The organism is Paracoccus beibuensis, assembly GCF_026162625.1.
In the GTDB taxonomy this organism is placed as follows: Bacteria; Pseudomonadota; Alphaproteobacteria; order Rhodobacterales; family Rhodobacteraceae; genus Paracoccus; species Paracoccus beibuensis.
In genome coordinates, this window is the sequence record NZ_JAOTBD010000013.1 from 1 (window position 1) to 14515 (window position 14515).

Below are 14515 nucleotides of genomic sequence, written 5' to 3' on the forward strand. Positions count from 1 at the left end.
CGTGCGCGCCTTTCGGGGCTTGGGCCGGTTAACAGCCCCTCCCGCATAACCCTCGAAAACAACGGAAAAATCCGGCCGCGGCCGGATCGGGAGAACGCTTTCGCGGGGGCAAGTGGCGGAGCGAGAGGGATTCGAACCCTCGAGACGGTTTCCCGCCTACACACTTTCCAGGCGTGCGCCTTCGACCACTCGGCCACCGCTCCGTGAGGCGGGTCTAGCTCGGGACGACGCGCGGCGCAAGTCGGATGTCAGAGCTTCGAGACACGCTTTTGCAGCTCTGCAAGCTGACGCCGGATCTCGGCCATGTCGCGGGCGTCGTCCGTGGTCGTTGACGGCGAGGATGCGTCCCCGTCCCCCGGATCGTCCGGCATCTGGCCCTTGGTTGCGCCGCGCCAGCCGCCCATCATCGCGCTGAGAAATGCCTGCTGCTGTCGCTGCAGAGCGTCGAAGCCGGGCATGGTGGCCATCGGGTTGGGAATGGTGGACATGTTCTCCATCAGCTTCGACTGACCCTCGCGCAGCATCTCGAAGCTGGCGGCCAGGAACTGCGGGACCACGGATTGCGCGTTGCCGGCATAGCTGCGGACAAGATCGGTCAACACATCCAGCGGCAGCACGTTCTCGCCCCGGCTTTCGTGCTCGGCGATGATCTGAAGAAGATATTGCCGCGTCAGGTCGTCGCCGGACTTCAGATCCACGATCTTCACCTCGCGCCCTTCGCGGATGAACAGGGCGATGTCCTCGAGCGTGACGTAGTCGCTTGTTTCGGTATTGTAGAGACGGCGGCTGGCGTAACGCTTGATCAGCAGCGGCGCAGTCGATGCAGCCATTACAGGGTCCTTGCAATGCATTTGGACCATGATGGAAGCTGGACAGGCAAAAGGCAAAGGAAAAACTTGCCGGCCGAACATGCAAAAGGGGCGGCCGGGCCGCCCCTGTGCAGGATCATCGCGAAGCGATCACTTCGCCGCGACGGTCGCCGCGGCCTTCTTGACCGTTGCCGCGTTGTCAGCGGCGGCCTTTTCGGCAACGTTCTGGCCTTCAGCGGACAGATCCTTGCCGGCCTTCAGCATCAGGTCGACGGTGTCCATCTGGACCTTCTTGGCAACCTCGGCGAAGGACGCCATGTGTTCGGCAGCCATTTCAGCCGACGCCGAGGCGAAGTCGCTCATGGCCTTGGCGTAGTCGGTCGGCTCTTCCTTGATGGCGGCAAGCTCGCCCATCCGGGCGATCGAGTCCTTGGCCCACTGGGCCGAGATGTCGGTCGAACGCTCGGCCGCGGTCAGCGCCACGCGGGTCAGACGCTCGCCCAGCATGGTCTGCGATTTCATCGCGTCTTTCATCGAGCTGGTGTCGATCGGGAAGTTCGCCATCATGTCCTGCATGGTCTTGGCGAAATCGGGGGTCTTTGCCATGTCATTCACTCCTGAAGGTGCAGCGGTTCGAAGACAGAGTGGCCATCACCGCTTTTTCCGTCCACCCAATATGGATGCTGCAGTGCAGCATTTCAAGAATTTTCTTCTGCGGCGCAGAAAGTTTCCTGCGGCAACAGGCACTTCAAGCTAAGGCATTGACCATGCAGGATCAGGCCGCCCGGTCGTGGACATAGCGGCCCGGCGCTGGCTCCAGCCCCTCCTCCGGATGCCGCGCAGCCACCATGGGTCCGGCACGCTCCGCCAGCCATTCGCCCCAGTGCGGCCACCAGCTTCCATCGGCGAAGCTGGCCTTTTCCCGCCATGTCTCGGCCCCTTCGCCGAAGCCGTGGTTGCTCAGGTAATGGCCGTATTTCTTCTTCGACGGCGGGTTCACGATCCCTGCGATATGTCCCGACTGCGACAGGATGAAGGTCTTGTCGCGCGATCCCATCTGCGCCACGCCGCGCCAGCAGTCCTTCCAGGGCGCGATGTGATCCGACTCGCAGGCGATGGCGCAGAGCGGCACGTCGACGTCCGACAGCCGCAGTTTATGGCCCAGCAGCTCGAACCCCTCGCCCGCAAAGGCATTCTGCTGGCACAGTCCGCGCAGATACTGCAGGGCCATGCGCCCCGGCAGGTTCGTGCTGTCGCCGTTCCAGAACAGCAGGTCGAAGGCGGGCGGCGTCTCGCCCATCATGTAGCTGCGGATTGCGGGCCCCCAGACCAGGTCGTTGGCGCGCAGAAAGCTCATGGTGCGTGCCATCAGCTGCGCGCGCATCAGGCCGTGGCGCTGGACCTCTTCCGCGATGCCGGCGACGAAATCCTCTTGCAGGAAGCTGGTGAACTCGCCCTGCTCGGAGAAATCCGTCAGCGTCGTGAACAGGGTCGCCGCGTTGACGCGGTCGTCGCCGCGCTGGTTCAGCAAGGCCAGCGTCAGCGACAGCGTCGTCCCGGCGATGCAATAGCCCACGGCGTTCAGCTGCCGCTGCCCGGTCAGGTCGCGGACGCGGTCCATGGCGTCCAGGTAAGCGCCGATGTAATCCTCCATGCCCAGCTCGGCGAAGTCCGACGTCGGGTTGCGCCAACTGACGACGAACAGCGTGTGGCCCTGTTCCACCAGCCAGCGGATCAGGCTGTTCTGCGGCTTGAGGTCCAGGATGTAGAACTTGTTGATCCAGGGCGGAAAGATGATCAGGGGCATCGCGTGGACCGTGTCGGTCGTCGGCGCGTACTGGATCAATTCGTAGAGATCGGTACGGTGGGCGACAGAACCTGGCGCGGTGCCGATGTTCTCGCCGACCGTGAAGGCGCCTCGGTCCGCCAAGGTCACGACCATTTCGCCGCCGTTCTGCTCGACGTCGCGCACAAGGTTCTCCAGCCCCCGGACAAGGCTTTCGCCTTCCGTCTCGATCGCCTTTTCCAGCGCATCGGGGTTTGTCGCCAGGAAGTTCGTGGGCGCCATCATGTCGACGATCTGGTTCGTCAGCCAGGTGACGCGACGGCGCGCGACCTCGTCGGGAAGTTCCAGCCCCTGCGCCGCTTCTTTCAGGGCGCGTGCGTTGGTCAGGTACTGCTTCTTGACCAGGTTGAAATACGGGTGGCTCTGCCACAGCGGGTTCGCGAAGCGCTTGTCGGCCGGGCTGCCGTCGTCGGGCGCCGTCAGCTGCCCCTGCGCCAAGGCCTGCTGGGCGCGGGCATAGTTGGCCAGCGTCTCGCCCCAATAGCTGACCTGGGTGCCGATCATCTTGGCCGGCTGCTCGGTCAGCGTCTTCACGAAGCCCGCGGCCGCGGTCATGTAGAGATCCGCCCCCGGCCCCTCGACTCCGGGATTGGGCAGGTTGCGTTCCGCGAAGGCGGCCATGAGGCGTTGGCCCAACGTCTCGATCCGCTCGATGTTCTGGGCCAGCTTCTGGGCGGTCGGCGCGTGGCCGACCTGCACAAGACGAGACAAAGTCTCGGCTGTCATGTCCTGCACCTCGGAAGCAGCCTCGGGCGCTGTCGCGGGTTGCGGGGGCGTCTCGGCGGCGGGCTTTTCGCGACTGGCGCGGGCCGGCTCTTTGGGCACTGTTGCCGTTGCGCCCTTGGCGCGACGGCGCATCTTCGGCGCGGCCGGCGAACCAGCGTCCGCGCCCGCGTCTGTCGGGGCCTCTTCCTTCTGCGCTTTGGTCGTCCGCGATCTGCGGACAGTTTTACCCGCCCCGTCCGGCTGCCTTGCCATGACCTGGATTCCCTCTTATTGATGGCTTGATGATATGCGCAGGGCAGGCAAGGCGTAAACCCAGCTTTTGTTACGTTTCGACCCTGACGATCCCCCGCGTGACGTTTTAGGTGCCGCAGTGCAGCAAGGGGTGCAACATGCCGTCCAAGGGACTCAAGGGCGTCCTGTCCTACGACGCGATGGAGACGATCCGGAACACCAACGAATGGCTGGGCGCGACGGCCCGCGCCATGGGATCCTATCCGGCTTTTGCGCTGGTTCCCCATCCTGCGTTCCGCATGCTCAGCGCCTGGGGCCGCGTCACCGAACGCAGCTTCGCCCGCATGGTGATCAAGCCTGACTGGGAGATCCCCGCCATCGCCGGCGCCGAAGGCCAGGACCACATCGTCTATGTCGAACCGGTCGTGAAGCGTCCCTTCGGCGACCTGATCCACTTCCGCGTCGCCCGTCGCGACCCGATGCCCCGCAAGGTGCTGCTCGTGGCGCCCATGTCGGGACACTACGCGACGCTGATGCGCTCGACCGTCACCTCGCTGCTGTCGGACTGCGAAGTTTATGTCACCGACTGGCACAACGCCCGCGACATCGCAGTCAGCGAAGGCAAGTTCGACGTCGAGGATTACACGAAATACCTCGTCGACTTCATCCGCCACCTGGGCCCCGACGTGAACGTGATCGCCGTCTGCCAGCCCGCGCCCCTGGCCCTGGCCGCGACCGCCATGCTGGCCGAGGACGATCCCGCGGCGCAGCCCCGCACGCTGACCCTGATCGGCGGCCCCGTCGATCCCGACGCCGCCGCGACCGACGTCACCGATTTCGGCAACCGCATCACCATGGGAGAGCTGGAGCACTTCGTGATCCAGTCCGTCGGCTTCAAGTATCGCGGCGCAGGCCGGATGGTCTATCCGGGGCTCGCGCAGCTGAGCAGCTTCATCAGCATGAACGCCGAAAGCCACAGTCGCGCCTTCATCAACCAGATCTTCGCCGAGGCGCGGGGAACCGCCTCGGACGGCGACAAGCACAACCGCTTCTACGACGAATACCTGGCCGTGATGGACATGACGGCGGAATTCTACCTTTCTACCGTCGAGCGGATCTTCAAGAACCTTGAGATTGCGCAGAACCGCTTCACCGTGGATGGCCGCGCCATCGACATCGGCAAGATCACCGACGTCGCCGTGATGACGGTCGAAGGCGCGAACGACGACATCTCTGCCCCCGGCCAATGCGTCGCGGCGCTCGACCTCTGCAGCGGCGTGGCGGCCTCGAAGAAAATCCAGCATCTGGAACCGGGGGCGGGCCATTACGGCATCTTTGCCGGCAAGTCGTGGCGTCTGAACATCCGCCCGCTGGTGCTGGACTTCATCGACGATAATGCCAGCCCGGCCCAGGATACCAAGCCCACGCGGCGGCGGAAGCAAGGCGGATCGACCGCCGATTGCGGCGTGAACGACCCGGTCGACAGCGACAAGATCGCCGTCTGAGCGCAAGGAACCTGTCCTACGGGGCGGTTGTTATGGTCCCGAACGCCGCCTGTCGCGGCAGGAAAGGACCATCATGACCGACCACGCCCACACGTTCTGGGACCGCCTCGACGACATCAACTCGGGGATGCTGGGCTTGACCGAGGACCCGCGCCTCGTGCCGATGTCGCACTATGTCGACCGCGACAACCGCACGCTGTGGTTCATCACCGCCAAGGGAACCGACCTGGCGCGCAGCCTGACCGGCTCCAAGCCCGCGATCCACGTCGTCAGCGACCGTGACGAGGGGCTCTATGCCCGTATCCACGGCCGCCTCGCGCTGTCGGACGACCGCGCCAAGCTGGACGAGATCTGGAACGCCGTCGCCTCCAGCTGGTTCGAGGACGGCGAGAACGACCCCGACGTCCAGCTGCTGCGCATGGACCTGTCAGAGGCCGAGGTCTGGGCCACCGGCGGCAACATCCGCTTCTTCTTCGAGATTGCCAAGTCCAAGGTCACCGGCGCCAAGCCAGACATGGGCGAACACTACTCGCTGACCTTCTGAGGCAGCGTCTCGACGCTGTCGGTGATCAGGCGCAGGCAATCGGGCGTCGAGAACCGATGATCGGCGCCCTTCACCAGCGTCAGGCGGATGTCGTCGCCGGTCATGTGGTCCAGCAGGTCGTGCGACCATGAAACCGGCACATCCTCGTCCGCAGTGCCCTGCAGCATCCGCACCGGGAACGGCAGGTGCAGCGGCTGGTCCAGCACCAGCTGCCGTCGTCCGTCTTCGATCAGCCGCCGGGTGATAACCAGCGGCTCACCATAATCGCTCGGCACCGGGACCTGCCCGTCGCGCATCAGCGCAGCGCGGTGGGTGTCAGAAAATCCGGCCCAGAACCCGCGCTCGGTGAAGTCGGGCGCTGCGGCGATCGTCACCAGCCCGGCCACCCGCGCCGGCATCGCCCGCGCGATCAGCAGGCTGATCCAGCCGCCCATCGATGATCCGACCAGCACCTGCGGCCCCTCGGTCAATGCCTCGATGGCGGCCGTCGCGTCTGCGGTCCAGTCGCCGATGCAGCCGTCGTCGAACCGGCCCTCGCTGTCGCCGTGGCCGGAATAGTCGAAGCGCAGGAAGGCCCTGCCGCGCGCTTGCGCCCAGTCCCGAAGATGCACCGCCTTGGTGCCCTGCATGTCCGACCTGAACCCGCCCAGAAAGACCACCCCGGGCCCCTGCCCCTTTGTCCGCTCATAGGCCAGTCGCCGCCCCGAGGGCGTGTCGAGCATGTCGGTCATCTTCGGCTCCTTCCAGTTCCGGTCGCGCTTATCTTGACAGTTCTGCCGCCGGGGTCCATCCCTGCGGCCCGACATACCCGCAGCCGGGCGTTCCGTGGGCGCCAAACCGACGAGGAGGACGTCATGTCCCAGATCTCCCTTACCTTTCCCGATGGCAATTCGCGCGATTATCCCGCCGGCGTGACGGCAGCTGCCGTCGCCGAAAGCATCGCGCCCAGCCTGGCCAAGCGCGCCATCTCGGCCAGCCTCGACGGCCGGCACATCGACCTGCAATGGCCGATCACGGGCAGCGGCGCCATCGCGATCCACACCCTGAAGGACGAGGCGCCGGCGCTGGAGCTGATCCGCCACGACTTCGCCCATGTCATGGCCCGCGCCGTGCAGGAGATCTGGCCCGACGTGAAGGTCACCATCGGCCCGGTGCGCGACTACGGCTGGTTCTACGACTTCGACCGCGCCGAGCCCTTCACGCCCGAGGATCTGGGTCGGATCGAGGCGAAGATGAAGGACATCATCAACGCCCGCGAACCCGTCCGCACCGAGGTCTGGGACCGCGAACGCGCCATCGGCTACTACAAGGACCGCGGCGAACCCTTCAAGGTCGAGCTGATCGACCGCATCCCCGAGGGCGAGGACCTGCGGATGTACTGGCACGGCGACTGGCAGGACCTCTGCCGCGGCCCGCACCTGCAGAACACCGCCCAGCTGCCCGCCGATGCTTTCAAACTGACCCATATCGCCGGCGCCTACTGGCTGGGCGATGCCAGCCGCCCGATGCTGCAGCGCATCTATGGCGTCGCCTTCCGCAACCGTGACGACCTGAAGGCCCACCTGCACATGCTGGAGGAGGCCGCCAAGCGCGACCACCGCAAGCTGGGCCGCGAGATGGACCTGTTCCACATGCAGGAAGAGGCGCCCGGCCAGATCTTCTGGCACCCGAACGGCTGGAACATCTACACCACGCTGCAGGACTACATGCGCCGCAAGCAGCGCGCCGACGGCTATGTGGAGGTGAACACGCCCCAGGTCGTCAGCCGCAAGCTGTGGGAGGAATCCGGTCACTGGGACAACTATCAGGAAAACATGTTCATCGTCGAAGTGGACGAGGAACATGCAAAGACGAAGGCGGTGAACGCGCTCAAGCCGATGAACTGTCCCTGCCACGTGCAGGTGTTCAACCACGGCCTGAAATCCTATCGCGATCTACCGCTGCGCATGGCCGAGTTCGGGTCATGCAACCGGTACGAGCCCTCTGGCGCGCTGCACGGCATCATGCGGGTGCGCGGTTTCACGCAGGACGACGCGCATATCTTCTGCACCGAGGAGCAGATCGAGGCCGAAACCAAGAAGTTCATCGACTTCCTCGCGGGGATCTATTCCGACCTGGGGTTCGACGGCTGGCGCATCAAGCTGTCCACGCGGCCCGAAAAGCGCATCGGGACCGAGGAAAGCTGGGACCGGGCAGAAGCCGCCCTTGGCAACGCCTGCAAGGCGGCGGGCCATGACTTCACGATCTTCCCCGGCGAAGGCGCGTTCTACGGTCCCAAGCTGGAGTTCGTGCTGACCGACGCGATCGGGCGCGACTGGCAATGCGGCACCCTGCAGGTGGACCCCAACCTGCCCGAGCGTCTGGACGCCGAATATGTGGGCGCCGACGGCCACAAGCACCGGCCCATCATGCTGCACCGCGCCGTCCTGGGCAGCTTCGAGCGTTTCATCGGCATCCTGATCGAGAACAGCGCCGGCAAGCTGCCCTTCTGGCTGGCGCCGCGCCAGGTGGTCGTCGCCTCGATCGTGTCCGACGCCGACGGCTACGTGGCCGAGGTGGTCGAGGCGCTGCGCCGCGCAGGCATCCGTGCCGAGGCGGACACCCGGAACGAGAAGATCAACTACAAGGTCCGCGAACATTCCGTGGCCAAGGTCCCCGCGATCATGGCCATCGGCATGAAGGAGGTCGAGGAGCAGACCGTCTCGCTCCGCCGCCTCGACAGCCAGGGCAGCCGCACGCTGGCACTGACTGACGCGATCGAGATGCTGAAAGCCGAGGCGACCCCGCCGGATCTTCGCTGAAACCTGCCGATGTCACCAAAGCTTCACGCGCCACGGGGCCCGCGCGTGAAGTTCCCGCTTGCGTTTTCAACCGATTCGGGCATCCTCGCTTTTGCGTGAGCGAAGACTTTCTACCGCCTCCCTTGACGGGCAGCCGGAAGACCGAAAGCGGGCTGCACGGCCTGGCGCAATCCTGCGTCGGGATGACTTGAAGGAGAGAGCGGTTATGGCGACCGGAACGGTTAAGTGGTTCAACGCCACCAAAGGCTTTGGCTTTATTGCACCCGATGATGGCGGCAAGGACGTGTTCGTGCACATCTCGGCCGTTGAACGCGCCGGCCTGACGGGCCTGCAGGACAACCAGAAGATCGGCTACGAGCTGCAGTCGGGCCGCGACGGTCGCGCCTCGGCCAGCGACCTGCGCCTGCTCTGATCACACAGCACTCGATTTTGGACGGCCCGCCCTTCGCGGGCCGTTTCCCGTTTCAAGGCTCCCTCGTCGGGGTGGCCCTGCCCCTTCGCCACCTGCTAAGAGGGGGCGTCCGACCCTTCGGACGATCCGCAGTGCTGGAACCGCCCCTATGACCCGTCTCGACATCTTTGCAGATCCCGTCTGCCCGTGGTGCCTGATCGCCAAGGTCGAATTGGACCGCGCGCTGGAAAGCCGGCCCGCCCATCCCTTCACGATCACCTGGCACCCGTTCCGCCTGAACCCGCAGATGCCGCCCGAGGGCATGGACCGCGTCGCTTATCTACGCGCCAAGCTGGGGGATCGCGCCGACGAAGCGGGCCGTGCCCTGACCGAACGCGCCGCCAGCCTCGGCCTGACGCTGAACCCCTCGCCTCGCGAGCCCGACACCACCGACGCGCATCGCCTGATGCACTGGGCGGGCGTCGAGGGCGCGCAAAGCCGCGTAATGTCCGGACTGCTGCGGGCCCATTGGCAAGAGGCGCAGGACATCGGCAACCCCGAGGTGCTGTCAACCGTCGCCGCCGGTGCCGGCATGGACGGGGCCGTCGTCGCCCGGCTTCTGGCGACCGATGCCGACCGCGAAGAGGTCGCAAGCCGAGAGGACCATGCGCGCCAACGCGGCATCAACTCCGTCCCGACCTTCGTGGTCGCCGACACCCATGCCGTCAGCGGCGCGCAGCCCGCTGCGCTGTGGCAGCAGGTCATCGACGAGATCAACGCAGCTTCGCGCCAGACCTGAAGCACGGCGGCAGAAAGACCCGGCTGCCCCGGAGCAAGGATGCGCCAGCAGTCTCCGGCCCATGGGAACTTCAAGCACCGGCCCTCTGGGGTGGGATCTCGACATATCCGTTGACCGCCCGGTGGCCCAACTCATCCTCTTCAAGGTGGCTCCCTATCGGTGTGAAGCGGCAATGCGCGATGCCGCGGCCAACGCACACGTCGCCAAAGTCGCGATTTCCAGTGGACGGGTTGCGGAAAAACGGATGCCACGGGTTGCCTTTGTCCATTTGTGTCCAAGCGCCAGAGGCGCTCGCCCTGCCCCGAACCTTGTGCAGGATCGCTGCAACGGCTAGCGCGATTGGAAGAGAGTCGATCCGACGAAGGAGCAGCGCATGCCAATCACCCGAAATTGCGATCCAAGCTGTTGCAGGCTCTGCGGCTTGGCGCCGTCGCTATGCTGGCTGCCGTTTCCGACTGCGCGAGTACCCCACTTGCTGAAGCTTGAGTTTTCGTAGCACAACTCGGCGAGGACCCTGCTGTTCAGCGCCCTCAACGCTGTTTCCACCTGAACGAGGCGCCCCGGCGCCACGATCCTCCGCCTGCCCCGCACTTGCACACTGTGCAAATTTATCTTATGTGGCGGGCCTGAAACCGACAGGTGATCCCCATGACCGATCTTGCCTTTGCCGGGGTGACGCCGCAGCGCCGCCTTCCGCTGCCAGAATTCATTGCGATGCTGGCATTTCTGTTTGCCACCATCGCATTTTCGATGGACGCCATGCTTCCGGCGCTGCCGGAGATCGCGGAAAGTCTGACGCCCGACAACGTCAACCGCGCCCAGCTGATCCTGACGGCGTTCATGGCGGGCATGGGGCTCGGCACGCTGTTCGCGGGCCCCATCTCGGACGCCCTGGGACGCAAGCGGACGATCACCATCGGCTTTGCGATCTATATCGTGGGGGCGATCTGGGCGGTCTATGCCAATTCGCTCGAAGCGCTCCTGATGGCGCGGTTCGTGCAGGGTCTTGGCGCAGCAGCGCCTCGGATCGTGGGCCTGGCGCTGGTCCGCGACCTCTATGAGGGGCGCGAGATGGCGCGCATCACCAGCTTCGTCATGATGATCTTCATCATGGTTCCCGCCATCGCGCCGACAGTCGGGGCGGGCATCATCGCCTTCGCGGGCTGGCACGGCGTCTTTCTGGCCTTCGTCGTCTTCGCCGTCGTCGGCGGCCTCTGGCTGAACATCCGCCAGGCCGAGACCCTGCCGCCCGAGCGTCGCCGCCCGCTCCGCTTCACGCCGCTTGTCGCAGCCGCGAAAGAGGTCCTGTCGGATCGCCAAGTGATGTTGACGACGCTGGTGCTGACACTGGGGTTCGGCCAGATGTTCGGGCTTCTCTCCTCGGCCCAGCAGCTGTTCGGAGAGACCTATGGCAAGGGTGAGACGTTCCACCTGTGGTTCGCCGCGATGGCGCTGCTGTCCGGCAGCGGGACCGTCCTGAACGCGACCTTCGTGATCCGCTTCGGCATGCGGCGCATCGCCAAGTGGGCCTATATCATGCAGACCATCGTGTCGGCGACCGTGCTGACGCTGCTGCTGACGGGCGTCCTGCCGCAGGCGATGCAGTTTCCGGTCTTCTTCTTCTGGGCGGTCAGCGTCTTCTTCATGGCTGGCGTGACCTTCGGCAACCTGAACGCCCTGGCATTGCAGCGTATGGGTCACATAGCGGGCATGGCCGCGTCGATCATCGCGGCGATCTCGACCCTCTGCGCGGTGATGATCGCGGCGCCGGTCGGGTTGCTGTATAACGGTACGGCGATCCCGGCGATGACTGCGACGCTGGTCTGTTCGGGCCTGGCCTGGTTCATGATCCGCCAGCTGCAGGACTAGGCGCAGGTTTGCGCTTGACGCGGGCTGCGGGCCGGCTATAAGCGCGCACTTCATTGGTGTTGGTGGACTCCGCAAGGGGAACCCTGTCAGGCTCTTGCCAAAGGACAACGCCCTTCGACAACGACAAGAAGGAGATCAGCCGTGACGAAACGCACGTCTGCCAAGTACAAGATCGACCGCCGCATGGGCGAAAACATCTGGGGCCGCGCCAAGTCGCCGGTCAACCGCCGCGAATACGGCCCTGGCCAGCACGGCCAGCGCCGCAAGAACAAGCTGTCGGACTTCGGCACCCAGCTGCGCGCCAAGCAGAAGCTCAAGGGCTACTACGGCGACCTGACCGAAAAGCAGTTCCGCCGCATCTATGCCGAGGCCGAGCGCGTCAAGGGCGACACCGGCGAGAACCTGGTCGGCCTGCTGGAGCGCCGCCTGGACGCCGTCGTCTACCGCGCCAAGTTCGTGCCGACCATCTGGGCCGCCCGCCAGTTCGTGAACCACGGCCATATCGAGGTGAACGGTCAGCGCGTGAACATCCCCTCCTTCCGCGTGAAGGAAGGCGACGTCATCTCGATCCGCGAGCGTTCGCGCCAGCTGGTCATCGTGCTGGAAGCCGTCGGCCTGACCGAGCGTGACGTTCCGGACTATCTGGACGTCGACCACAACAAGATGACCGCGACGTTCGTGCGCACCCCGGCCCTGGGCGACATCCCCTATGCCGTGCAGATGGAACCGAACCTGGTCGTCGAATTCTACGCGAAGAACTGATCTTCGCCGCATCGCTTGCTTCGGGGGCCGCATCTGTCGATGCGGCCCTTTTGCGTTCCGCGCACTCCCCAAGGATATTTCACGACCAATGCAGGTCGCCGCGGGTTTTCGGTTTCCTTGGACAAGGCGCGGCACTACACGAGGGCGCAGACAAGGATGACCCCATGACCCAGATACCCGTGCAGCCCGGCATCATGGACATCGCGCTTTACGTCAGCGGCGAAAGCAGGCTGGTGGGGCGCGACGACGTTCTGAAGCTGTCGTCGAACGAAAACCCGATGGGGTGCAGCCCCGCGGCGACCGAGGCGTTCAGAGGCGCCTCTGCGGACCTGCACCGCTATCCCGCGACCGATCACATGGGCCTGCGGACGGCCATCGGCGAGGTTCACGGACTGGACCCGGACCGCATCATCTGCGGCGTCGGGTCGGACGAGGTTTTGCAGTTCGTGGTCCAGGCTTATGCCGGCCCGGGGAACGAGGTCATCACGACCGAGCACGGCTTTTCAATGTATCCGATCCTGGCGCGGATGGTCGGCGCGACGCCCGTCACCGTCCCCGAGGCGGACCGGAAGGTTGACGTCGACGCGATCCTGGCGGCGGTCGGCGAACGCACGCGGATCGTCTTCATCGCCAACCCTGCCAATCCGACGGGCACGATGCTGGGCGCTGACGACCTGCAGCGCCTGGTGGAAGCTTTGCCCGCGCAGGTGATCCTGGTCCATGACGGCGCCTACACGGAATTCGCGACGGGGTTCGACGGCGGCGTGTCGCTGGTCGACGGCCATCCGAACGTGATCATGACGCGGACATTCTCCAAGATCCACGGCCTTGGCGGGCTGCGGATCGGCTGGGGCTATGCCAGCCGCGAGATGATCGACGTGCTGAACCGCATCCGCCAGCCGTTCAACCTGTCGAATGCCCAGATGGCTGCCGCCGAGGCCGCGATTCGCGACACCGCATTCACGGCGCACTGTGCCGAACTGAACGCGCGGATGCGGGACCGGATGCGGAACTCGCTGATCCAGATGGGCATCGCCTGCGACGAAAGCTTCGCCAACTTCGTGCTGGCGCGCTTCGACAGCGCCGAAACGGCCGCCGATGCCGATGCCGCATTGCGGGGTGACGGTATCCTCGTCCGTCGCGTCGGCGGCTACGGCCTTCCCGACGCCCTGCGGATCACCGTCGGTGACGAGGACGGGGTCGCCCGCGTGCTGGACAGCCTCGGGCGGTTCATGGCGTCGCGGAGGTCGGAATGAGCGTGATCTATGACCGCGTGGCGCTGATCGGGTTGGGTCTGATCGCTGGATCGATGGCGCTGGCGATCCGTGAGGCTGGTCTGGCCCGTGAAATCACGGGCTTTGCCCGCAGCCAGTCGACGCGCGACACCGCGCGCGAGATCGACCTCTGCACCGTCCACGATACCGCCGCCGAGGCGGTCGCGGGTGCCGATCTGGTCGTCCTGGCCGTCCCGGTGGGCGCCATGGGCGAGGTCATGGCCGAGATCGCGCCGCATCTTGCGCCGGGCGCGACCGTCACCGACGTCGGCTCGGTCAAGCAGTCGGTCATCGACGCGGTCGGCCCGCACCTGCCTGCGGGCGTCCACTTCGTTCCCGGCCATCCGCTGGCCGGGACCGAACATTCGGGACCACGGGCGGGCTTCGCCAGCCTGTTCCGCAACCGCTGGTGGCTGCTGACCCCCCTGCCCGACAGCGATCCCGACGCCATCGCGCGGCTGGACCGGCTGATCACCGCGATGGGCGCCAAGACCGATCGGATGGAGGCGCCGCATCACGACCTCGTGCTGGCCGTGACCAGCCACGCCCCCCACCTGATCGCCTACACGATGGTCGGTGTGGCCGACCACCTGCGGCGCGTCTCGGGCGAAGAGGTAATCCAGTATTCGGCCGCGGGTTTCCGCGACTTCACCCGGATCGCGGCCAGCGACCCGACCATGTGGCGCGACGTGTTCCTGCACAACAAGGAGGCGACGCTGGACATCCTCGGCCGCTTCACCGAGGAGCTGTTCGTCCTGCAGCGGGCGATCCGCATGGGCGACGGTCAGCAGCTGCACGATTATTTCACCCGCACCCGCGCCATTCGCCGCGGCATCATCGAGGCGGGGCAGGACACCGAGGCGCCGGATTTCGGCCGCTCGCCCGGCGCACGGCCGGCGACCTGACAGGCTGTCGCAACGACGCCCTTCCGTCCGCCGGCCCGCTGACCTACCTTCCC

13 protein-coding genes and 1 tRNA gene are annotated in these 14515 nt (G+C 65.6%); 9 read left to right on the top strand and 5 right to left on the bottom strand.

Annotated elements, in window-relative coordinates:
* Nucleotides 1–113 precede the first annotated feature (113 nt).
* The 4 genes from OC159_RS10080 to phaC all read right to left on the bottom strand — a co-directional run bounded on the left by OC159_RS10080 (nucleotide 114) and on the right by phaC (nucleotide 3381).
* Nucleotides 114–203 (bottom strand) — tRNA-Ser (locus OC159_RS10080).
* Between the two features lie 45 nt (nucleotides 204–248).
* A complete protein-coding gene (gene phaR / locus OC159_RS10085; RefSeq protein ID WP_265501022.1) occupies nucleotides 249–830 on the bottom strand; it encodes a polyhydroxyalkanoate synthesis repressor PhaR in 582 nt (193 codons plus the stop codon).
* 129 nt (nucleotides 831–959) lie between these two features.
* Nucleotides 960–1415, bottom strand: coding sequence for a phasin family protein (locus tag OC159_RS10090; protein ID WP_265501023.1), 456 nt, complete (start codon nucleotides 1413–1415; stop codon nucleotides 960–962).
* Between the two features lie 169 nt (nucleotides 1416–1584).
* Nucleotides 1585–3381 (bottom strand): class I poly(R)-hydroxyalkanoic acid synthase, encoded by a 1797-nt coding sequence (phaC, locus tag OC159_RS10095; RefSeq protein ID WP_265501097.1) that lies wholly within the window; start codon nucleotides 3379–3381, stop codon nucleotides 1585–1587.
* Between the two features lie 389 nt (nucleotides 3382–3770).
* On the opposite strand from phaC, the gene phaZ reads away from it, so the two are divergent.
* A complete protein-coding gene (gene phaZ, locus OC159_RS10100; RefSeq protein WP_265501024.1) occupies nucleotides 3771–5117 on the top strand; it encodes a polyhydroxyalkanoate depolymerase in 1347 nt (448 codons plus the stop codon).
* A gap of 73 nt (nucleotides 5118–5190) precedes the next feature.
* Nucleotides 5191–5661, top strand: coding sequence for a pyridoxamine 5'-phosphate oxidase family protein (locus OC159_RS10105; RefSeq protein WP_265501025.1), 471 nt, complete (start codon nucleotides 5191–5193; stop codon nucleotides 5659–5661).
* On the opposite strand, the gene OC159_RS10110 is transcribed toward OC159_RS10105, so the two are convergent.
* A complete protein-coding gene (locus tag OC159_RS10110) occupies nucleotides 5643–6392 on the bottom strand; it encodes an alpha/beta hydrolase (protein WP_265501026.1) in 750 nt (249 codons plus the stop codon). The two genes, OC159_RS10105 and OC159_RS10110, sit on opposite strands and share 19 nt — an antisense overlap.
* A 123-nt stretch (nucleotides 6393–6515) precedes the next feature.
* Here OC159_RS10110 and thrS point away from each other — a divergent pair, with 123 nt between their 5' ends.
* From thrS to OC159_RS10145, 7 genes are all read left to right on the top strand, one after another.
* Nucleotides 6516–8462 (top strand): threonine--tRNA ligase, encoded by a 1947-nt coding sequence (gene thrS, locus OC159_RS10115; protein ID WP_265501027.1) that lies wholly within the window; start codon nucleotides 6516–6518, stop codon nucleotides 8460–8462.
* 205 nt (nucleotides 8463–8667) lie between these two features.
* Nucleotides 8668–8874, top strand: coding sequence for a cold-shock protein (locus OC159_RS10120; RefSeq protein ID WP_265501028.1), 207 nt, complete (start codon nucleotides 8668–8670; stop codon nucleotides 8872–8874).
* Nucleotides 8875–9022: 148 nt separating this feature from the next.
* Nucleotides 9023–9652, top strand: a complete 630-nt coding sequence (locus OC159_RS10125) for a DsbA family oxidoreductase (protein WP_265501029.1) — start codon at nucleotides 9023–9025, stop codon at nucleotides 9650–9652.
* A 648-nt stretch (nucleotides 9653–10300) separates the two neighbouring features.
* The gene (locus OC159_RS10130; protein ID WP_265501030.1) at nucleotides 10301–11521 is read left to right on the top strand and encodes a multidrug effflux MFS transporter; all 1221 of its coding nucleotides are present in this window, start codon (nucleotides 10301–10303) and stop codon (nucleotides 11519–11521) included.
* Nucleotides 11522–11662: 141 nt separating this feature from the next.
* Entirely contained in the window at nucleotides 11663–12283 is a 621-nt protein-coding gene (rpsD, locus tag OC159_RS10135; protein WP_265501031.1) for a 30S ribosomal protein S4, read from the top strand.
* Nucleotides 12284–12447: 164 nt separating this feature from the next.
* Nucleotides 12448–13539 carry a histidinol-phosphate transaminase gene (gene hisC, locus OC159_RS10140; RefSeq protein WP_265501032.1) on the top strand — a complete coding sequence of 364 codons (1092 nt, stop codon included), beginning with the start codon at nucleotides 12448–12450 and terminating at the stop codon, nucleotides 13537–13539.
* Nucleotides 13536–14462 carry a prephenate/arogenate dehydrogenase family protein gene (locus tag OC159_RS10145; protein ID WP_265501033.1) on the top strand — a complete coding sequence of 309 codons (927 nt, stop codon included), beginning with the start codon at nucleotides 13536–13538 and terminating at the stop codon, nucleotides 14460–14462. Before hisC ends, OC159_RS10145 begins: the two co-directional genes overlap by 4 nt.
* Nucleotides 14463–14515 lie beyond the last annotated feature (53 nt).

Excerpts from the sequence above, each read along its gene's own strand:
- OC159_RS10110 (WP_265501026.1), bottom strand. The coding sequence starts at position 6,392 with ATGACCGACATGCTCGACACGCCCTCGGGGCGGCGACTGGCCTATGAG.
- phaZ (WP_265501024.1), top strand. The coding sequence starts at position 3,771 with ATGCCGTCCAAGGGACTCAAGGGCGTCCTGTCCTACGACGCGATGGAG.
- OC159_RS10090 (WP_265501023.1), bottom strand. The coding sequence starts at position 1,415 with ATGGCAAAGACCCCCGATTTCGCCAAGACCATGCAGGACATGATGGCG.
- phaC (WP_265501097.1), bottom strand. The coding sequence starts at position 3,381 with ATGACAGCCGAGACTTTGTCTCGTCTTGTGCAGGTCGGCCACGCGCCG.
- OC159_RS10145 (WP_265501033.1), top strand. The coding sequence starts at position 13,536 with ATGAGCGTGATCTATGACCGCGTGGCGCTGATCGGGTTGGGTCTGATC.
- phaR (WP_265501022.1), bottom strand. The coding sequence starts at position 830 with ATGGCTGCATCGACTGCGCCGCTGCTGATCAAGCGTTACGCCAGCCGC.
- hisC (WP_265501032.1), top strand. The coding sequence starts at position 12,448 with ATGACCCAGATACCCGTGCAGCCCGGCATCATGGACATCGCGCTTTAC.
- OC159_RS10130 (WP_265501030.1), top strand. The coding sequence starts at position 10,301 with ATGACCGATCTTGCCTTTGCCGGGGTGACGCCGCAGCGCCGCCTTCCG.
- OC159_RS10120 (WP_265501028.1), top strand. The coding sequence starts at position 8,668 with ATGGCGACCGGAACGGTTAAGTGGTTCAACGCCACCAAAGGCTTTGGC.
- OC159_RS10125 (WP_265501029.1), top strand. The coding sequence starts at position 9,023 with ATGACCCGTCTCGACATCTTTGCAGATCCCGTCTGCCCGTGGTGCCTG.
- thrS (WP_265501027.1), top strand. The coding sequence starts at position 6,516 with ATGTCCCAGATCTCCCTTACCTTTCCCGATGGCAATTCGCGCGATTAT.
- OC159_RS10105 (WP_265501025.1), top strand. The coding sequence starts at position 5,191 with ATGACCGACCACGCCCACACGTTCTGGGACCGCCTCGACGACATCAAC.